We start from the raw sequence: 20,388 nt of genomic DNA, 5'->3' as shown, positions 1-20,388 counted from the left end.
CCTCGGACTTGTCAGCGTCAATGCGCACCTGCCCGGAGAGGCTGGGCCACCACACCTGCGCCGCGCACCTCCAAACGGACCTCGTCCAGCACCTTGCCCTGCGCGTCTGTGAGCTGCACCACATGGCGCCCGGGCCAGGGCAACCAGGCCACCCGAGGGCCTCGGCCCAGGGTTTTGCCATCCAGCCGCCACTGCACCGCATTGCCCGTGGCGGTGAACTGCAGGCGCTGGCGCGCCGGGGGGATGTCGGGGTCCAGCGCAATGATGGTGCCCGGGGCGGGGGCGGTGATGCGCGGGGGCAGACCCGCAGGAGATGGGGCGGCACCGGGCGCAGATTTTTTAGGATCATTTTGGCCGCTAGCGTTTGATGGATAAGCGCTAATAGCTACCGAATCAATAGCAAATAACGCCTGCTGGGTGCCCTGCACAAACCATTCGTCCCGCGCGGCCTCCAGCGGCTGGCCGCCGCCGCGTGGGTCCGGGCTGCCGGGCTGCGGCGCCACGGGCCCAAATCGCACCGCTGTGCGGGCCAGGCCTAGGGGGGCCTTGGGGGCGCGGCTGGGCTCGCGGGCATGCAAAAACCCCATCACCGCCGACCAGATGGGGGCCGCGCCGCTGGTACCGCTCACATCGTGCATGGCGGCGCCGCTGGCGTTGCCCACCCACACACCCACGGTGTAGCGCTCGGACCAGCCCACGGCCCAGTTGTCGCGCATGTCCTTGCTGGTGCCGGTTTTCACGGCCGTCCAGAAGCGGGTGGCCAGCACGCTGTCGGTGCCGAAGGTGCGGGCGCGTGCGTTGCCGTCCGAGAGGATGTCGCCCACGATGAAGGCGGCACGGGCGTCCAGCGCAGGGGCAAAGCGCGGGTTTGCAACATCCGAGAGTGCTACAGCACTCGACCGTCCGCCGTTGGCGAGCGTGCGGAAGGCGTTGGTCAGGTGCAGCAGCGGCACCTCGGGGCTGCCCAGCGCCAGGCTGTAGCCAAAATAATCGCCGCTTTCGCGCAGCGGCAAGCCCACGGCGCCGAGCTGGCGGTGGAATGCGTCGGGCGTGACCATCACCAGCGTGCGCACCGCCGGCACGTTGAGCGACGCGGCCAGCGCCGTGCGCACCGACACCCAGCCCTTGAACTGCCGGTCATAGTTCTGCGGGATGTACAGGCCACTGGCAGTGGTGATCTGCGCGGGCGAATCCTCTACCAGCGAAGCCGCCGTGAGGCGCCGCTCGGCAATCGCCTGCGCGTACAAAAACGGCTTGAGCGTGGAGCCCGGCTGGCGCAGCGCCAGTACACCATCGACCTCGCTGGCCTGGCTCAGTTGCCCTGAAGACCCCACCCAGGCCAGCACCGCGCCCGTGGCGTTGTCGAGCACCAGCACGGCGCCGTCTTCCACATTGCGCCCGCGCAGCTCGCGCAGGTGCTGCTGCAGGCTCTGCACGGCAAAACGCTGCAGCGGCGCGCGCAGGGTGCTGGGCACACGCTCGGGCACTGCGCCGTCTTTGCCAGAGCGCTGGCGAAGCAGGTAGCGGGCGAAGTGCGGCGCCACGCCTTCGCTCGCATCAAATGCGCGGCGCTGCAGGGCGGCGGTGGTGAAGAGGTCCAGCGCATCGCAATCCACACGGGCCAGGGCTGGGGTGGCGCGCTGCGCGGGGCGCGCGCCGCTGGTGGCCTGCATATCGCGCAGCACCCCGCACGCCCGTTGCGCCACCAGCGCGGGCCGGGCATTGGGCGCGCGCACCAGCGCAGCAGCCACCGCCGCCTCGCGGTCGTCTAGCCCGTGCGCGGCCTTGCCAAACAGCGTGCGGCTCAGGGCATCAATGCCCACCAGCTCGCTGCGAAACGGCACGAGGTTGAGGTAGGCCTCCAGGATCTGGTCTTTGCGCCAGCGCCGGTCCAGCACCTGTGCGGCCACCGTCTGCCCCAGCTTTTGCACCACGGTGCGCCCGCCAGGGCCCTGGCGCCAGTCACCGTCCAGCAAACCCGCCAGCTGCATGGTGATGGTGCTGGCCCCGCGCGTGCGCTGGTTCCACAGGTTGCCCCAGGCAGCGGCCGATGCGGCGCGCCAGTCCACGCCGCTGTGCTCAAAAAAACGCTTGTCCTCGCTGAGCACCAGGGCCGTGCGCAGGGCGGGCGACACCTCGGCCAAAGGCACCCACTGGCCGCGTCGCACGGTGGCATCGGTGCGCAGGCGCTGCAGTACCTCGCCTTCGCGGGAGAGGATGAGGGTGTCGGAGGGCTTGAAGTCGGCTCGCACCTCGTCAAACGCCGGAATAGCCCAGGCGGCCGATGCGCTGACCATCCAGAGAGTCCAGCCAGCGTACCAGCGGCGAACGCCGCCCCCCCGGCGCTCAGCCATTGGGATGCTCCCGGTCAAACCGGGTTTCGGCCTCGCTCAGGTGGCGCAGCAGCACGTGCGAAATCAGGTTGACGCCAATGCCACCAAACACCACGGGCAATACATAGAGCGCGATGGACAGCTCGGAGATGAAAACCGCGTCGTCGGCCAGCGACGGCGTGGTTTTGGCCAGGGACGCGAGCGACTGCAGCAGGTAAACGTCCACCCCTGCGATCAGCACCAGCGCCACACCAAAGCCGAGTACGGCCACGCGGGAGATGGACCGGGTCGCCAGCAGCAACCCGTAAATGCCCGCAGGCAAAACCAGCGAAAACGCCACCAGCACCCAGAACCGCAGTTCCACAAAAACACTGAGGCTCATGGCGTTGTTCTGAAGGGCAGGCTCAAAACGGAAGGCTGCATGGCGCTGCGGTTTACCGAGCCGCCTCCACCTTTACCCGCGCGTTGGGCACTTCGCCAAACATCTCGGGGGCGTACATGGCCTCCACCCGGCTGGGCGGCAAGGCAAAGTCGCCCACGTTGTTCAGGCGCACGGTGTATTCCATCTTGACCGTGCCCTTGGGCAGGTACTCGTAGTAGCTGCGGAAGGCCTCGAAGCTGCGCTCCTCGAACGCGGGCCAGCCCGCGCCGCTGCGGGCCTTTTCGCCCTGCGTGGCAATGGCCGAATCCCGGCCCAGGCCGCTGCCCAGGATGGTGGCACCGCCCGGAATCGGGTCGGTGATGGCCACCCAGGTCATGTCGGCGCTGGCGTTCACCTCCAGCGTCACACGCAGCACGTCGCCGCGCGTGTACTGGCCTGCGGGCAGCGACTTGTTGGCCTGCTCCACGGGTGTCACGGTCTTGGTGATGGCATAGCCCGCAGCAAAGGGCGCCTTGAGCTGGATGGCGGCGACGGATTGCAGGGTGAGCCACGGCTTGCCGGGCCCTTGGTGGGTCACCGCCAGGTTCTCCTTGCCACCGGCCTTGCCCCAGGCCAGGAACATGTCGTTGTTCTTGAGGTTGCCGGGCGATGCGGGCGCGCCGAACCAGGTCGTCTGGTGCGCGGCGCCCGTGGCGTCACTGGCCTTCACGCGTTCGACCTTGCTCCAGTCCACGCTGGCGGTGTTGCCAGACATCGCGGCTTTGGTGGTCCCCGAGACTGGCACGGCCTCGAACTTGGCGCTGAATTTCTCCAGCGCCAGCCCGCCCCACAGATTGGCGGTGGTGGTGTGCCAGGCGCCCGCCTGCTGGCGGCTGATGAAGCCATTGGCCAGGCGGCCCATGTCGTCCTTCCATGCCGGGTCGTCCATCACCGCGAGCATCAGGCGCGCGGTGTTCACGTCGCCGTTTTGCATCAGCCACCACCAGTAGTCGTCCTGCTCGGTGCTGAAGATGAGCTTGGTGCCCTGGAACGACAGTCGGCTGCGCAGGATCTGCATGGCCTCGGCCAAGCGCTGGTCGCGCTGCGGCACATCGGCCACGCGTTTGAGCACGTTGACCCAGTCGATCACCGTGTGCGTGGGCCACTGGTTGGGCGCGATGGTGATGCTGCTGACCATGCGGCCTTGGGCCTTGCCGTAGCGCGACAGCGCTTCGAGCGCGGCCACCTTGCGCATGTCCAGGTCCTTGCGGGGGCTCCAGAAGCTGCGCTGGATGCGGCCTTCCACAAACGCGATCAGGCCACGCTCCATGGGCGCGCGGGCGGCATCGGGCAATGCAAACGCGGGGTTGATGCTGGCGGCCTCGTGCGTAGCGGCCAGCACGTAGGCCGTCAGCGTGTCGCTCCCCCGGTTGCCATCGCCGTCGCGCGGCGGGAAGTAGTTGGCCAGGCCGTCGCTGTCGAGGTAGGTGGGCAGCTGCGCCACCACGGTCTGCCACAGCGCGCCGTCGCGCAGGCCCACGGCCTTGCTGGTCTTTTGCTCCAGGCAGGCAAAGGGGTAGCGTGCCCACCAGTCGCGCACGCCCGGCAGGCCTTCGGCTAGCTTGGGCTGCAGCGACATCTTGAGGCCGCCCCGGCCGGGGATGGCGTCCGCTGGCGGGTTCACATCCAGATTGAAGCTGCCGTCCACCTGCACCAGCGTGGCCTGCTGCACCGTGAGTGGTACGGCCGGGATGATGCGCTGGCGCGCCTTGAGCGCATCGCGGGCGCCGCCCACGGTGTCCTTCGCCTCGATCTCCCACAGGATGGACTCGGCGCGGGTCTGCGCCAGTTGCGCTGGCGCCGTCACGTTCCAGGCGACCTCACGCGCTTCCTCCGGCGGGATGTCGATGGTCTGCGGCTTCAGGTCGAGCAGCGTGGCGCGGGGCGATACCTCCACCTTCATCGCCGTCTTGGTGGTGTTGCGCAGCGTGATCTGGGCGCGGAACTGGTCGTCCTCGCGCACCAGCGGCGGCAGACCGCTGATGATCTGCAAGTCCTGCGTGGCGCGGATGCTGGTGCTGCCGGTGCCGAAGAGGCCCGTGGCGGCATCGGCCACAGCCACGATCTTGAAGGTGGTGAGTGCGTCGTTCAGCGGCACCGTCACCTTGGCCTGGCCGTTGGCGTCGAGCTGGATGGAGGGCTCCCACAGCAGCAGCGTGTCGAGCAGCTCACGCGTCTGCGCGCGCCCCCCGCCACCGCCTGCAGGCACGGCCTTTTTGCCGTAGTGGCGGCGGCCGATGATTTCCATCTGCGCGGTCGATGTCTCCACGCCCCAGCTGCGCCGCTGCAGCATGGCTTCGAGCAGGTTCCAGCTGGTGTTGGGCATCAGCTCCAGCAGGGCCTGGTCCACAGCGGCCAAAGCCACCTCGGCATTGGCAGCGGGCTTGCCGCCCGGCAGGGTCGCGGTGATGGTGACCTGGGCCTTGCCGCGCACGGCGTAGCTTTCCTTGTCCGTGGTCACCTTCACGTCGATCTGGTGGGCCGCTGTGCCCACGCGAATCTCGGCCATGCCCAGACGGAACGCGGGTTTGGACAAGTCCACCAGCGCCGTGGGCGCCTGGTACTCCTTGCCTTCGTACCAGAACGAGGTCCACCACTCGCGCGGCGCCTTGAAGCCCCAGGTGAAGAAGCTGTACCACGGCACCTCGCGCAGGCGGCCACGCAGGGCCAGCACGCTCACGTACACATTGGGGCCCCAGTCGGGCTGCACCTTCAGGCTCACCGTGGGGTCTTGCCCGTTGAGCTGCACCACCTGGGTGTCGATGATGCCTTCGCGCTCCACGGCCACCAGGGCCGTGGCAAAACGGAACGGCATGCGCACCTGGAACTTGGCGATCTCGCCGGGCTGGTAGCTTTTCTTTTCGGGCAGCAGGTCGATGCGGTCGTGGTCTTCGCCGCCAAACCACAGCTCGCCCTGGCGCGTGACCCATACTGAGGATGCAGCCACGCTGGTGTTGCCGTCCTTGTCGGTGGCGGTCACCACCAGTTCCACCTCGCCGGGTTCGTCGAGTTTGGACTCGCACAGCAGCAGGCCGCGTGCATCGCTCTTGCCGCTGCACAGCGTGCCCAGGTCTTTGGTTTCGGTCTGGTTGTCGTAGCTGTAGAAGCCGCCCACCATGCGCTTGCGTGTGCTGGTGGTGATGCGGGCAATGGCCTGCACCTGCAGCGAGGTGTCGGCGGCGGGTTTGCCGTTGTGCTGCAAGGCCAGCGCCTGGTAGCGGATCTTCTGTCGGGCAGACACCCAGCCCTCGGTCTTGATGCCCGCCACCACACCGGCGGGCCACACCGCTTGCGTGCTGCGGATGGTCTGCACCTCGCCATTGGGGTCGGCGTAGGTGGCTTCTAGCAGCAGCTCCTGCGGCTGGCGGGCCTGGGGCACGTTGTCGATGGTGACCTTGCCCGCCCCGTCCTTGTTCAGCGTGAGCGGCAGCTTGTCGGCAATCACGCGTGCATCCTGGCGGGCCGCAGCTTCTTCGTCGTCGCTGTTCGCACTTTCCTGCTCGCGCTTGCGGGGCGGTGTGAAGCGGAAGGCCTCGTAGTCGCTGTACTGCAGCGCCTTGCCGCGCACCATGGCCGACACGCGCACCGGCAGGTTGGCGGCCCCGCCCCCCGCCACGTAGTTGATCTGCACATCGGTGGGCACCGAGCGCACGCGCACCAGGGCCTTCTTCTCGACCGGGGTGATGCGCCCCTCCAGCACGGGCAGGCGGAACTCCTCCACCCGGAACTCGCCGGAGCCGAAGCTGCGTTCGTCACCGGAATCCTTGCGCAGCTCCACCTGGTACACCCCCAGCTTGGCGGCGGGCGGGATGGCGAAGCTGTTCAGCGCACTGAGGCCACCCGTGGCCGTGTCGCGCCAGACAATGGGCTGGGTGAACTGCTGGCCACTGCCCACATGGGTGATGACCAGGGTTTCGGGCCGTTCCTTCGGCAGCGCAAAACCCTGGCGGGTTTCCGAGCGCAGCACGTGTTTCATCGACACGGTCTCGCCCGCGCGGAACAAGGTGCGGTCAAAAATGGTGTGGGCGCGTTCGCTGGGGCGCGGGTCACTGCTGGTGGGCACGTTGAAGCGCCAGGGCTCGATGCCGCGCTGCCAGTCGCTCCAGGTGAAAGCCATGTCCTCCACGCCGCCCTCCTCCTTGTGGCGCGCGCTCACGAAGTAGGCGTTGCCGCCGTCGCCGTAGTCGCCGCCATCGCCGCAGCGGGTGGGGTCGGACGACAGGCCTTCGATGCGGGCCACGCCCTGGGCATCGGTCAGCGCGTTGGCCAGCTCATTGCCCTTGCAGTCGCTCACACGCACCGTGGCGCCCTGCACCGGCTGGCCCTTGTCCAGCGTGGTCACCCAGGCCATGGCGTTTTCGCGGCCGAGCTTGAAATGCACGCCCAGGTTGGTCACCAGGGCCGAGGTGCGCACGACCATCGTGCGGGCGTCCCCGTGGCGCTCATCCAGCAGCGAAGCGCCGAGCTTTTGCGAGGCGATCTCCACCACATGGAAGCCGGGTGGCAGCGGAATGCCCACCACCTCGAACGGGCGCGGGTCGTTGCTCGCTGGCTTGGGCAAGTCCAGCGTCTTCACGCCCCCCTTGCCCGCCAGCAGCGAAAGCATGCGCGACTGCACATACTCCTTGTCTTCGTCCAGCACCTTGGGCAGCGGGCCGGTCACGTCGCGCCGCGCCTGCTTGCGATCCACCACGTAGCTGTCGTAGCGCTGCACCTTCTTGAACCACGCAATGATGTCGGCGTCGGTGCGCGGCTTGAGCGTGCTCACGGTGCCCGGCTGCAGGCCCTGCACGCGCAGGGCGGCTTCCACGTTGCGCAGTGTCACGGGCAACAGCGCTGGGGGGTTGTCAGAGCGCGGGCCTTCGGCAAAACGCTCGACGATGCCAAAGGGCGCTGCCGCAAACTTGGCCAGGGGCGGCATGCCGCCGGTGGCCACCTTGAGCGGGAAGTTGTCTGCGTTGCGCAGCGGGCGGCCCGAGGCGTCCTTGAAATCCTTGGGCAGCTCCAGTGTGAAGGCCGTGTTTTCAGCCAGGGGCGCAGCAAACTGCACGCTGTTGACCAGCGCATCCCCCTTTTGGCCCTCGATGCCGCCATCGGTCTGGGGCTTCAGGGTTTCCTTGGCGGACTTGAGGCGAATGGCCGTGGCCAGGCTGCGCGGCACCGGGGCGTTGAAGGACAGCTGCATCGGCCGGATGGGCAGGCACGCCGCCTGCGCGTTCTCTCGCTCGCAGCTGAACTCGGCCGCAAACGGCTCGCGCACCTTGAAGTCAAAGCGCTTCTCCACCGTGTTGGCCACGCCGCTGGGCGTGGCCACGCCCTTGCCAAACACGATCTGCATGCGCGAGCCCGAGGTGAACCGCCGGTTGCAGGCCAGCGTGGCGTACTGCAGGGGTTCTTTCGCCGCGCTTTTTTCCAGGCCCAGCGTCTTCAATATTTCGGCGCGCTGCGCGCCCTCAATCAGCCGCACCGGCACGCGCTCGCCCACGCCTTCCACCGTGCACCACACATTGGCCTGAACGCTGGCGGTGGTGGCGGGCCCGTTCAACTGCAGCACGAAGAACTGCTCTTCGTCGATGGCCTGGTAGGGGTTGGGGCGGATGGCCTGCACAAACGGCCCGCCGCTATTGAATTGATAGCTTTTGGTGCCCGTCAGATCAGCGCCAGAGGCCGATTTGAACCCGGGTTTGACCGTTGCGGTGCAGCGCACGCCCGGTGGCAGGTCACTTTCAAAGTCGAAAACCCACTCGCGCTCGCCTGTCCAGCGGCCCGTGCCCTTGGTGGCGCTGGCATCGCTGCAGCTCAGGTTGATGGGCGCGGGCGCCTTGGGGTCGCCGAAGTTGACGGCCGCCGCATCGAACTTGGCCACCACTTGCCGCACCCGGGCCACTTCGCCCTGCGGTGAAAAACTGGTGATCTGCAGGGCGTGTGCGCCCATCGAAACCAAAGCCCCCGACAACAACACCAGGGCACGTTGCAAGACATTCATTTTTGACATCCCTCTATCCGACTCGACCGCGAGGGTAGCCGATATGCCGGGGACCGCCCCCTGCTGCGATGACACGGAAGGTAACAACTCGTTCGCAGCCCCCGCGCGCCAAGGCTGGCGGGCAGTGCGCACAAACCCCACCGGTATACTGCGCCGCAAAATAAAGCGGGAGAGAGGGAATCATGAAAAAGATCGTCTTGTTGGCGGCCTTGTGCGCGGGCGCCTGGTATTACTTTGTCGGTGGGCGCACATTGGACGAAAAAATGGTGCGCGCCTACTACGACCAGAGCGCGCACGCCCTCTACAAGCGAGACGCTGAGCTGATGTGCAAACAGCTCAGCAGCAAGGCCATCATCCAGGACGAGACGGTGATGAACGGCCAGACGCAGCGCAGCACACTCAACCACGACCAGCAGTGCGAGGCCTTCAAGGCCAGCATGCAGATGTTCGAGCAGATCGGTGACCGCATGGGCGGCATCCTGACGGTCGAGTTCGAGTTCCACATCGACAGCATCGAGATCGAACCGGGCCGCAAAAGCGCCAAGGTCAAAGGCACCAGCCTGCTGAAGATGGGAGAAACCGTCATGCAGTTCAGCTCCACCTTCAACGAGCAACTCGTGCGCGAAATGGGGCAAATGAAGCTCCTGCGCTCCGACCAGCGCACCGTGGTGCGCATGGCGGGCGGGCGCGGGATGTCGCAGTCCGACTTCTTCTCCAAATAAGCCCGGGGCACCCCATGCAGCGCGAAACCGCAAAGACGCCCCGTCCGTTCTGGCACCAGATCAACACCTTTTTCGCGTTTCCGCTGCAACCCAAGCCGCTGATGTACAGCGTGCTGCTGGCGCTCTCCAGCCTGCTGTTCAAGCTGATCTTCTTTGTGCCCGACGCCCTGGGCATCCTGATTGTGGAGATCGGCATCCTGCTGGCCGCATCGCGCTACGGATTCAAAGTCACGGCCCTGGGCTCGCGCGGCATCTACAAGGCCGAAGACTACCCTTCCGAGCTGGACCCGGACTGGAAGAACCTTCCCTGGAAGCTGTTCGCCATCCTGATCGTGCAAGCCATGGCCGTGGGCTGGCTGCAGCGCCTGAACCCCGTGCTGGGCACGCTGGCCTGGCTGGCCATGTGTTTCCTGCTGCCCGCCACGCAGATCGTGCTGGTGCAGACCTGCAGCTTTACCGAAACCCTGAACCCCGCCAACGCCTGGAACGCCGTGCGCACCATTGGCTGGCCCTACCTGCTGCTGTGCCTGTTCCTCTTCCTGCTGAGCCAGGGCACCTTCATTGCGCTGGGCATGCTGGTGCCCATCTTCAAGGGCTGGATCCTGCTGCCCATCGTCAACTGGCTGCTGATCTATTTCAGCTGGGTCATGGCCAGCCTGCTGGGCTACGCGATGTACCAGAACCATGCAGCCTTTGGCATTGACCTGCTGCCCGGCGCGGGCCTGGACGACGACGGCGCCCCTGTGGACCGCCGCAGCCCCCGCCAGATCGAGCAAGACGCCACCGACGCACACGTGGCCGCGCTGATCACTGCGGGCGACATGGTCGGCGCCCTGGGCGTAGCCTACGAAGACCAGCGCACCCGCAGCGACGAAGTGCCCGCACAGCGCCGTTACCACCGTGTGCTGACGCTGGCCGAAGGCAAAACCGCCACCCTGCTGGACCATGCCCAGCGCTACATCCCGCTGCTGCTGCGCTCGGGCCAGGGCGGCGAAGCGCTCAAGGTCTTTCAAACCTGCCGGGCCAAGGACGCCCAGTTTGCGCTGCAGGACGCCAACGCCACCCTCAACCTGGCCAAAGCCGCCTGGAATGCCAACAACGCCAAAGACGCGCTGGCCCTGCTGCAGGGCTTTGACCGCCGCTTCAAAAACCACGACAGCGTGCCCGCCGCCTATGAACTGGTGGCCCGCGTGCTGCTGCAAGGCATGAACCGCGCCGACATGGCCCTGCGCGTGCTGGCCACGCTGGAGTCCCGCCACCCGGACACCGAGGCCACGCGGGAAACGCGGTGGCTGCTGCGCAACCATGTGCCGCAGGGGGCTGCGGGGGGTTAAGGATGACCTGCATAACCCTCGCGAGGCGGTGGTAGTGCGGATCGGGATGGGGCACAAGGCGTCTTTTTGCAGCCAATAGCCGGGCTATTGGCAAGAAAAGCAACGCAGTGGCCCGCCCGAGACCGCGCTATCACAGACCGCAGGGAGTTATGCAGGTCATCCTTAAGGGGTTTTGGGGATTTCTGCGCCCTGGCGCTTATCCATAAAGCGCGAGATGCTATGGTATTGATAGTGATTGCCGAGTGTTCCATGAACCGGCCGGGCCTCTTCTCTGAACAGGCATGCCTCACACACCAGCAAGCCAGCATGCCAGCCCAGGCTTCGGCAAGTTCGGCCCGAGCGGGTGGGGCAAAACCCCAACGTCCACTACAAAAATAGTAGCTTCTAGCACTTGATGAATAAGCGCTAGCGGCCTAAAACATCAAAAAATCCAAGACCAAACATCACCCCGGCATCCGCAACCCCGAAGACACCGAAGGCACGTTCGACGGCCGATGCTGCGACCCCTGTGGCTGCTCCACCCGCACCAGATGCGCGTCCGCAACTCCACCGTTCAGCCCCACCTCCCCACTCGCCGGTGCATGGCCCGCGCCCGCCCCGGCGCCCCCCGCCTTGGCAAGGGCACCAGGGGCTGTCAAAAACAGGTACAGCGCCTTCGCATCCACATCACTCAACTGCCCCAGCGACTCAAACGGCATCACCTGGATCGGTGTGCCATCCGGCCGCTTGCCAGTGCGCAGCATCGCCACAAAGCTGGCGGCATTGGGGTAGCGGGCCATGGCGCTGTTGGCGCCGGGGCGGATGTCGGCAGCGGCGGGCCAGTCCGGCGGGCCGCCCGGGATCTTGCCGCCCGACAGGTCTGCGCCGTGGCAGCCGATGCACATGTTGGCCACATACTGGCCGTTGGCCACCGTCACACCCGCAGGCACGGGGCGCGATGGCGCCAGCTGGTGGTCGATGCGCGCGGCTGCGTCGGGGATGGCGCCCAGACCGTACAGCACCCAGGCAGGGCGGGGCAGTTCCACCACGGCCTGCGTGCCCTCCTGCGGCTTGAACTGGCGCACGTAAGACACCAGGGCATTCAGGTCGTCGTTGGTAAAACGGTTGTAGTCCTCGCTGGGCATCACCAGCAGCGGGCGGCCATTGGGCTTGACGCCGTGGCGGATCACGCTGTTCCAGTCTTCGGGCTGGTAGCGGGCCACCACGCCAGCGGGGGTGATGTTGGGGCCCACGATGCGCGTGCCCTTGCCATCGTTCACAAACTCGCGGCCCGTGCCTTGCGCGCCGTGGCAGTCGGTGCAGCCGCGCGACGCATACAGGTACCGCCCGCGCTCAATGGTCTGCGCGTCGGTGGTGTAGGCCACGGGGCGCGGCTTGATGTCGATGTAGCGGTTTCGCTTTTGCTCGGCCAGGTACAGGCCGCTGGTGGCTGTGGCCACAACGACCACGCCCAGCAGCAGCGCGCCGCCTGCGGTCCATTTGATCCAGCGTTTCATGGTGGTATCCCTCTTCTTCGAATGAATGGCAACTGAACGAATCAGCGTGTTCAGGCGCCGGATTCTGGATTCGAAGAAGCGGTTTGTGACACCCTCCTGCCGCAGGGCGTGGCGCAGCCGGTGACATTTGTCACAAACGCGCCGCCAGTGTGGTGCGGCGCGCGTCAACGGCCCCGTTGCTCAGCGCTCGATGGTCTTGTTCCAGCGCGTGTTCCAGGCTGGGCGGTTGGCGTTGACGCTGTCCCAGTCCAGGGTCACGGCGTTTTTCATCCACTGGTTGATCTTGGCCACCTGCTCGGCGCCTTCACCCACGGCCGGGGCCTTGGGGTTGGTGGGGATCTGCGCGCCAAACTGCAGCACGTTGGCCTGCGCCAGGGGGCTCAGCAGAAATTCGGCCAGTTTTTGCGCCAGCTCGGGCTCGCTGTTCTTGGCGATCACGCACTGGCCTGTCATCAGCACCACCGAGCCTTCCTTGGGCTGGGCGTATTCCACCGGAATGCCCTTGGATTTGAGCGCAGCCACGGCCGTGGGCGTGAGCGGGAAGATCGCAGCCTCGCCCGTTTGCACCATCTCCGAAATCTTGGCCGAGCTCGGGATGTACTCCAGCACGTTCGGGCCGATGGTCTTGGCCCAGTTGGCAAAGCCGGGTTCCACGTTCTTGTCGTTGCCGCCCTGGATGCGGTTGAACATCAAGAAGCCGTGCAGTCCGAACGATGAGGAGGGCATCGACTGGAACACCACCTTGCCCTTGTACTTGGGGTCGGCAAAGTCCATCCACGAGGTGGGTGCGGCCCAGCCCTTTTCGGCAAACATCTTGGTGTTGTAGGCGATGCCCGTCATACCCACGCTGACTCCGCTGGCCAGGTCGTCCTTGAAGCGCGCGGCGGGGTAGATGTCGTTCAGATGCTGGTTGGGCTTTTGCTTTTCGCACAGGCCCATGCCCATGGCGCGCACCATGATGCCGTCGTCCAGAAACATCACGTGCATCTGGGGCTTGTCCTTGTTGGCCTGGGCCTTCGCCAGGATGTCCGAGGACGTGCCGGGCACCACCACCACTTTCACACCATGCAGCTTTTCAAACGCCGGGAACACGTACTGCGTGTACGCCTTCTCCATGGTGCCGCCGTTCATGCCGATGTACAGCGTCTTGGTCTGCGCGGTGGCGGTGCCTGTGGCGGCCACGGCGGTCAGTGCAGCGGCCGTCACAAGGGCGCGGCGGGTGCGGCTGGCAAAGCGGGGGGAGAAGGTCATGGTGGTTTCCTTTCTGGTGGGGAGGGGAGTTTTTTCGGTGGCAAACGGGGTCAGTGGGCAGCGGCAGTGCTGGCCACGTCAGCCACCGTCGTTGGAAGAAATCGCTCAATCGCAAAGGCATCAATCGGCGTGGTGCTGCGGCCATCGCGGGCCAGCTCGGCCAGCACCTCGCCCACGCCGGGGCCGATCTGAAAGCCCGCACCGGCGAAGCCAAAGCCATGGATAAGCCCGGGCGTGGTGCGGCTCTTGCCCAGCACGGGCTGGCGGTCGGGCAGGTAGCCCTCGGTGCCGCTCCAGGTGCGAATGAAGTGCGCGTTCTTGAGGGCGGGCAACAGCTCCACGGCCTGCACTGCCAGGGTAGCGATGGCGCTGCGCTCGGAGCGGGCGCGGTCGGCATCCAGCGCCACACCTGCGCCGCCGCCCAGCACGAGGTTGCCACGCGCCACCTGGCGGCAGTAGATGCCGCCGCCTTCCACACCCAGGCTCCAGTGCATGAAAAAGGGCAGGGGCTCGGTTACCGCCATGGCGGGGTGGCCGGAGTGAATGGGCACGGCCTCGCCAAACTGCGCGGCCAGCGCACCGGCCCAGGCTCCTGCGCAATTGATGAGCACGGGTGCACGCACCGCCACGGTGGTGCCCGAGCGCACGGTGAACCGCTGGCCGTCGTGCTCCGCCGAGGTCATCGGTGTGCGCTCCAGAATCTGCGCGCCCGCGCGTCGTGCTGCCAGTGCGAATGCGGGCGACACCAGGCGTGGGTTGGCCTGACCGTCGTCGGGGCACAGCGACCCGCCCACGGCGCGCCCGCCCAGCCAGGGGCAGCGCTCGCGCAGTGTGGTGCCGGAGATGAGCTGTAGCCCCAAGTCAAAGTCGCGGCTCATTGCTGCATAGGCCTCCAGTGCAGCCATGTCCGCCTCGCTGCGGCCAATCTTGAAGTGCCCGCTGCGCTGGTATTCGCCATCGGTGCCAATCAGCGCGGGCAGGTCGGCCCACACCTCGTGAGCGCGCTGCGCCAGCGGCAGCTGGCTCACCGGGCGGCCCTGGCGGCGCACGCCGCCATAGTTCACGCCACTGGAGCGCGAGCCGCACAGGTCACGTTCCAGCAGCACCACGGCCACGCCTTTGCGGCGCAGTGCCAGCGCGGCCGATGCGCCCATGATGCCGCCGCCCACAATGGCAACGTCGGTGTCGATCGTTGGGGTGGCGGTCATGCGCGGGCCTCCGCCTGGGGTTGCAGGTGGATGCGAATCGGCTTGATCGGCGCCTGTCCGCGCAGCCGTCCTACCGTGTCAATCGGCTTGCCTGTGGCGTGGGCCAGAATTTCTGCAGCGGCCACACCGCACATGCGGCCTTGGCAGCGGCCCATGCCCACGCGGGTCAGGGCCTTGAGGCGGTTCATCTCATCGGCTCCCGCATCGCGGGCACAGGCGCGCAGCTCGCCGGCCGTGATGTTCTCGCAGCGGCACACCACCAGCGTATCGGGCGCATGGGTTGCCCAGTCGGTAGGGAAGGGAAAGGCGCGCTCCAGCCCCTGCCGGAAGGGCATCAAGCCAGTGAGCTGGCGTTCCAGCTCCGCCGCGCGTGCAGTGTCCACCTTCACGCCGTGGTCAGCCAGCAGCGCCAGCGCTGCGCGCTCGCCCGCCCATTCGGCCGCATCGGCGCCCATGATCCCCGCGCCATCCCCCGCCAGGTACACACCGGCCACGCTGGTGCGGCCTGCTGTGTCGCGCTCAGGCAGGTGGGCGCGGTGCATGGGGGCCCAGGCAAAGCGGCAGCCCAGCAGGTCGGCCAGTTGGGTTTCGGACCGTAGTGCGTAGCCAAAGCCCACAGCATCGCAGGGCACGGTGTGCTCGGCCTGGCCGTCACTCCACACCACGGCATTCACCCGCGTTTCGCCCTCCACGCGCAAAGGCCGCACGCCGGTGTGCACCGCTACGCCATGCGCGCGCAGCCAGCCCACGTAGTACATCCCTTTGGCCAGCACGGCAGGCTGGGTGAGCATGCCGGGCAGGGCGGCCAGCTGGTCGGCAAAGCGCGCGGTGTCCAGCACCGCGGCGACCTTCACCCCAGCCTTTGCGCCCGCCTTGGCATATTGATAGGCCACCAGGTACAGCAGCGGCCCGGTGCCCATCAGCAGCACGTTGCGGCCGATGGTGCAGCCCTGGAACTTGAGCGCCACCTGAGCGCCACCCAACGTGTACACGCCGGGCAGCGTCCAGCCCGGCACGGGCAGCACGCGGTCGGTGGCGCCGCTGGCCACGATGAGTTGGCCGTAGGGCACCGTGCGCGTGGTCTGTGTGGGGCCGTGCAGCACATCGAGCATGCCGCCTTGGGCGTTCCACACCAGGCTGTTGGGTTGGTAGTCGATGTGGGCGGCCAAGCCATCCAGCGTGCTGTGCAATGCCGTGGCGCGTGATGCTTCGGTGCCGTACAGCGTTTGCGGGCTGCGGGCAAAGTGGGCGGGCGGGCGGCGGTAGATCTGCCCGCCGCCGCGCGCGGCCTCGTCGATCACCGTGGGCCGCACGCCATGCGCCACCAGGGTTTGCGCCGCACGGATGCCCGCAGGGCCTGCGCCCACGATCACGGGTTGCAAGGTGGGGGCGGTCATGCGGCCCCTCCGGTAGTCAGCTGCATGCCCGCCTGGATGAAGGTGGCGCAAGACCGTAGGCGTTCGCCGGTAGCCGTCATCACCCAGCAGTCCTGGCACGCGCCCATCAGGCAAAAGCCTGCGCGCGGCTCGTGGCTGAACTCGTTGCGGCGCAGTTGGGCGCGGTGGGTGAGGATGGCGGTCAGCACCGTGTCGCCTTCGAGCGCAGCGGCGGGTTCGCCATCGAGTACGAAGGGCACGGGTGTGCGGTCTTTTTCGGCCACGCGGTGGAGCAGGGCTGTGTTCACAGTCATGGAAGTCGTGCCCATTTATTTGCGCCCTACGAGCACGCGGTCCAAGCCGTACACCCGGTCGAGAATCACCATCGCGCAGGCCGTCAGGGCCACCATCAGTGCCGACACCGCAGCCATCAGCGGGTCAATCGACTCGGTGGCGTACATGTACATGCGCACCGGCAGCGTCACCGTGCTGGGCGAGGTGACAAAGATCGACATCGTCACTTCGTCAAAGCTGTTGATGAAGGCCAGCATCCACCCTCCCGTCACGCCGGGCAGGATCATCGGCAGCGTGATGCGTGTGAACACCGTGGCCTGGCTGGCACCCAGCGACAGCGCGGCATGCTCGGCACTGCGGTCAAACCCCACCAGCGCGGCCACCACCAGCCGCAGCGTGTAGGGCGTAACGATGAGCGCATGCGCAAACACCAGCCAGCCAAAGCTGCCCGTGCCCCCCAGCAGCGCAAACAGGCGCAGCAGGGCCACACCCAGCACCAGGTGCGGAATGATCAGCGGCGACAGGAACAGGCCGTTGAGAAAGCCGCGCCCCGCAAACTCGTAGCGTGTGATGGCAATGCCCGCCGGCACGGCCAGCACCGTGGCCAGCGTGGCCGATGCCAGCGCCAGCCACAGGCTGTTCCAGAACGACTGCACAAAGTCCGAATGCGCGAACACTGCCTTGAACCAGCGCAGCGAGAACTCAGTGGTGGGCAGCGTCAGCGTATTGTGCGGCGTGAACGCCACGATGCACACCACCAGCAGCGGGGCGAGCATGAAGGTGATGACCAGCGCGTTGAACGCGAGGGCCAAAGGTCCGTTCTTCTGCATAACTTCAGCCCAACGCTTTCTTGTACCGGCCCTCAACCAGCCGGTTGTAGCTCAGCATCACCACCAGGTTGGCCACCAGCAGCGTCAGCGCAATCGCTGCGCCAAGGGGCCAGTTCAGCTCGTGCAGGTATTCGTCGTACACCACCGTGGCCACCATCTTCAGGCGCCGCCCGCCCAGCAGGCCGGGGATGGCGAACGAACTGGCCGCCAGCCCAAACACGATCAGGCTGCCCGACAAAATGCCTGGCAGCACCTGCGGCAAGACAATGCGTCGCAGCGTGGTGAAGTGCGTCGCCTGCAGCGACAGGGCGGCGTTCTCCACACCCGGGTCGAGCTTTTGCAGCGATGTCCACACCGGGATCACCATGAACGGCAGCATCACATGCACCAGCGCAATCACCACGGCGATCTCGGTGTAAAGCATCTTCACGGGGCCAAATCCAAGTAGCCCGAACAGCCCATTCACCAGCCCCTCAGGCCCCAGCAGCATGCTCCAGCCAAAGGCCCGTACCACCACGGACACCAGCAGCGGTGCCAGCACCACCAGCAGCAAGATGGAGCGCCAGGGGTTGCCCATGCGGCTCAGTATGTAGGCCTCGGGCGCGCCGATCAGCACGCAGATCAGCGTGACCAGCCCCGCAATCCAGAACGTGCGCCAGAAGATGGCGTGGTAGTAAGAATCGGTGAACACATGGGCGTAGTGCTCCAGCGTGAACTCGCCCACCTTCACCCCCGTGGCCGGGTCGAACGCGTTGAACGACAGCACGGCCGTGAGTGCCAGCGGCACCAGCAGCAGCACCGTGAACAGCAGCAGCGCCGGGCCGGACAGCCACCAGGGCGCGGCCTTTTTGTGCAGCAAGGTGGTGACCAGGCTCATGGCGCCACCTCGGCGGCGGCGTCTTCGGCCTCCAGCTCGGCCAGGGCAGTTTCATCGGCGGGCAGCAGGCGCATGCAGTGGTCGGGCCAGTCCACGCCCGTGCGCTCGCCCTCGGCCAGCGCAGCGCGGCCGTCGTTGGGCGCCAGCACCATCAGGTCGCCCACGGGGGTGCCCACACGGTACAGCCACTGGCTGCCCAGGAAGAACCGCTCGCACACCTTACCATCCATCCGGCCCTGCACGGCGGGCACCAGTTGCACTTTTTCAGGCCGCACGCTCAGCAGCACGGCGGCGCCGGGGCGGTAGCGGGCACCGTCCACCGCCATCGTGAGGGCGCCCACCTTCACCTGCGTGTGTGTGCCGCTCGCATGGGCGACTTGGCCCGGTAGCAGGTTGGCCTTGCCCACAAAGGTGGAGATGAAGCGCGTGCGCGGGTGCTCGTACACGCGGTGCGGGTGGTCGATCTGCGTGGCGCGGCCGGCTTCCATCACCACCACACGGTCGCTGATGGACATGGCTTCGCTCTGGTCGTGCGTGACCATGATGGTGGTGGTGCCCACCTTGCGCTGAATCTGTCGCAGCTCAAACTGCATCTCCTCACGCAGCTTGGCGTCGAGGTTGGACAAGGGCTCGTCCAGCAGCAGCACGGGCGGCTCGATCACCAGCGCACGGGCCAGCGCCACCCGCTGGCGCTGGCCGCCGGACAGCTCGCGCGGGTAGCGCGTGGCATGCTTTTCCAGGTGCACCAGGGCCAGCGCCTGGGCCACGCGCTCGGCGCGCTCGGCCTTGGGTACCTTGCGCATCTCCAGCCCAAAACTCACGTTGGCCGCCACCGTCATGTGCGGGAAGAGCGCATAGCTCTGGAACACGATGCCCAGCCCGCGCGTGTTGGCCTTGGCGTGGGTGATGTCCTTGCCATCCAGCTCGATGCGCCCGCTGGTCACCGCTTCAAACCCCGCCACCATCTGCAGCGTGGTCGTCTTGCCGCAGCCCGACGGGCCGAGCAACGACACAAATTCACCCTTTTGCACCGTGAGGTTCATGGACTGCACCGCGCAGGTGCTGCCATAGAACTTGGTCACATCCGTGAGCTTGAGAAACGACATGGCGAAAGCCTTTCCGGTGGTGGCATCGCACGGTTTGCCTAGGGGCCGTGCGTGCCACCTGCTGTGGAGTTGCATGGATGGGCTGCGGGCCTTCGGTGTGCTTGCACCGGGGTGGTGCAAGTGCCGCACAAAGGCTGGAACAGCCGCTCGATTCAATTGAATCTATTGCAATAAACAAACCAGAATGCTTCGGGTATTCCATTAAACAGAATTTTTATTGAATTTATTCCGTTCAATGAAATATGATGCCTTCAGTTTGATCAACGAATTCCACAGGAGCGAGGTATGGAAGCCGCATCCACCGCCACCGGCGGCGTACCCCGGGTGTTTGCCGTCATCCGGGCCCTGTCGGCCGTGCAGGCCGAGGGCGGGCGAGTCACCCAATTGGCGCGTGCTGTGGGCCTGACGCAGGGCACTACGCACCGTTTGCTGCAATCGCTGGTGGCAGAGGGCATGGTCGAGCAGGACGAGCGCAGCAAGCTCTACCGACTGAGCATGGACTTCTTCGCCCTGGCTGCCAAAGCGGGCAACCCCGGCGACCTGCGCAGCCTGTGCCGCCCCGCGCTGCTGCGCCTTTGCGCCAGCTTGGGTGACAGCATCTTTCTGTTGGTGCGCAGCGGGTTCGATGCGGTGTGCCTGGACCGCAGCGAAGGCCCGTTTCCCATCCGCTCCTTCACCGGCGACATCGGCGGCCGCGTGGCCCTGGGCGTGGGGCAGGGTGCGCTGGCCATCCTGGCCTTCTTGCCCGAGGCCGAGCGCGAAGAAGTCATCCGCTTCAACCTCTCGCGCGTGCGCGAGTACGGCGTGTTTGACGAGGTGTATCTGCGTACCGAGATCGAGCGGGTGCGCCAGCTGGGGTACGCGGGCCGCAATACCGGCTTGCTCGAAGGCATGGCCGGTGTGGCTGTGCCTATCCTGGACCGTGAGGGCCGTGCAGTGGCGGCGCTGAGCGTGGGCACCATCTCTGCGCGACTGAACGACGACCGACTTCCCACGGTGGTGGAGTTGCTCAAGCGCGAGGCAGCAGCCATTGGGCCCAAGATCAATCCATTTGATGCCACCCTGCGGCGGCCCGCGCAAAGCCTGTCGAGCGTGCGCAACGACCACGCCATTCAGCCCGCAGAGCAGGATTGAAGAGTTAGACACGACACGCA

The 20,388-nt window shown here is 66.5% G+C and carries 14 protein-coding genes; 3 read left to right on the top strand and 11 right to left on the bottom strand.

Annotated elements, in window-relative coordinates:
* Nucleotides 1-17: 17 nt before the first annotated feature.
* From pbpC to ACODS0_RS01120, 3 genes are read right to left on the bottom strand one after another with little or no spacing between them, the layout of a single operon-like run.
* Nucleotides 18-2,297: a penicillin-binding protein 1C gene (pbpC, locus tag ACODS0_RS01130; RefSeq protein WP_488832653.1), complete on the bottom strand. Its 2,280-nt coding sequence runs from the start codon at nt 2,295-2,297 to the stop codon at nt 18-20.
* Nucleotides 2,298-2,346: 49 nt separating this feature from the next.
* Nucleotides 2,347-2,715 carry a hypothetical protein gene (locus ACODS0_RS01125; RefSeq protein WP_055400618.1) on the bottom strand — a complete coding sequence of 123 codons (369 nt, stop codon included), beginning with the start codon at nt 2,713-2,715 and terminating at the stop codon, nt 2,347-2,349.
* Nucleotides 2,716-2,767: 52 nt separating this feature from the next.
* Nucleotides 2,768-8,740, bottom strand: a complete 5,973-nt coding sequence (locus ACODS0_RS01120) for an alpha-2-macroglobulin family protein (protein WP_488832145.1) — start codon at nt 8,738-8,740, stop codon at nt 2,768-2,770.
* 182 nt (nt 8,741-8,922) lie between these two features.
* Here ACODS0_RS01120 and ACODS0_RS01115 point away from each other — a divergent pair, with 182 nt between their 5' ends.
* The gene (locus ACODS0_RS01115; protein ID WP_055400622.1) at nt 8,923-9,462 is read left to right on the top strand and encodes a hypothetical protein; all 540 of its coding nucleotides are present in this window, start codon (nt 8,923-8,925) and stop codon (nt 9,460-9,462) included.
* A 14-nt stretch (nt 9,463-9,476) separates the two neighbouring features.
* On the top strand, nt 9,477-10,796 hold the full coding sequence (locus ACODS0_RS01110) for a tetratricopeptide repeat protein (protein ID WP_488832144.1): 1,320 nt from the start codon (nt 9,477-9,479) through the stop codon (nt 10,794-10,796).
* Nucleotides 10,797-11,239: 443 nt separating this feature from the next.
* Here ACODS0_RS01110 and ACODS0_RS01105 read toward each other — a convergent pair whose 3' ends face one another.
* From ACODS0_RS01105 to ACODS0_RS01070, 8 genes are all read right to left on the bottom strand, one after another.
* Complete coding sequence (locus tag ACODS0_RS01105; protein ID WP_436129832.1) at nt 11,240-12,292, bottom strand: c-type cytochrome; 1,053 nt, start codon at nt 12,290-12,292, stop codon at nt 11,240-11,242.
* Between the two features lie 180 nt (nt 12,293-12,472).
* Nucleotides 12,473-13,543, bottom strand: coding sequence for an ABC transporter substrate-binding protein (locus tag ACODS0_RS01100; protein WP_288850896.1), 1,071 nt, complete (start codon nt 13,541-13,543; stop codon nt 12,473-12,475).
* Between the two features lie 50 nt (nt 13,544-13,593).
* Nucleotides 13,594-14,751, bottom strand: a complete 1,158-nt coding sequence (locus tag ACODS0_RS01095; RefSeq protein WP_488832141.1) for an NAD(P)/FAD-dependent oxidoreductase — start codon at nt 14,749-14,751, stop codon at nt 13,594-13,596.
* Nucleotides 14,748-16,148, bottom strand: a complete 1,401-nt coding sequence (locus ACODS0_RS01090; RefSeq protein ID WP_488832139.1) for an FAD/NAD(P)-dependent oxidoreductase — start codon at nt 16,146-16,148, stop codon at nt 14,748-14,750. Before ACODS0_RS01090 ends, ACODS0_RS01095 begins: the two co-directional genes overlap by 4 nt.
* Nucleotides 16,145-16,441, bottom strand: coding sequence for a (2Fe-2S)-binding protein (locus tag ACODS0_RS01085; RefSeq protein WP_488832137.1), 297 nt, complete (start codon nt 16,439-16,441; stop codon nt 16,145-16,147). The genes ACODS0_RS01090 and ACODS0_RS01085 overlap by 4 nt, the downstream gene beginning before the upstream one ends.
* Nucleotides 16,442-16,456: 15 nt before the next feature.
* Complete coding sequence (locus ACODS0_RS01080) at nt 16,457-17,251, bottom strand: ABC transporter permease (RefSeq protein ID WP_218300525.1); 795 nt, start codon at nt 17,249-17,251, stop codon at nt 16,457-16,459.
* 4 nt (nt 17,252-17,255) lie between these two features.
* On the bottom strand, nt 17,256-18,128 hold the full coding sequence (locus ACODS0_RS01075; RefSeq protein ID WP_488832134.1) for an ABC transporter permease: 873 nt from the start codon (nt 18,126-18,128) through the stop codon (nt 17,256-17,258).
* Nucleotides 18,125-19,234, bottom strand: a complete 1,110-nt coding sequence (locus ACODS0_RS01070) for an ABC transporter ATP-binding protein (protein WP_488832132.1) — start codon at nt 19,232-19,234, stop codon at nt 18,125-18,127. Before ACODS0_RS01070 ends, ACODS0_RS01075 begins: the two co-directional genes overlap by 4 nt.
* Nucleotides 19,235-19,519: 285 nt before the next feature.
* On the opposite strand from ACODS0_RS01070, the gene ACODS0_RS01065 reads away from it, so the two are divergent.
* On the top strand, nt 19,520-20,368 hold the full coding sequence (locus tag ACODS0_RS01065; protein WP_055400641.1) for an IclR family transcriptional regulator: 849 nt from the start codon (nt 19,520-19,522) through the stop codon (nt 20,366-20,368).
* The last annotated feature ends 20 nt before the right edge of the window (nt 20,369-20,388 follow it).

Source organism: Acidovorax sp. FG60, from assembly GCF_057808995.1.
The sequence above is the reverse complement of the archived record's forward strand: the minus strand, read 5'-3'. Positions and strand labels throughout refer to the sequence as shown.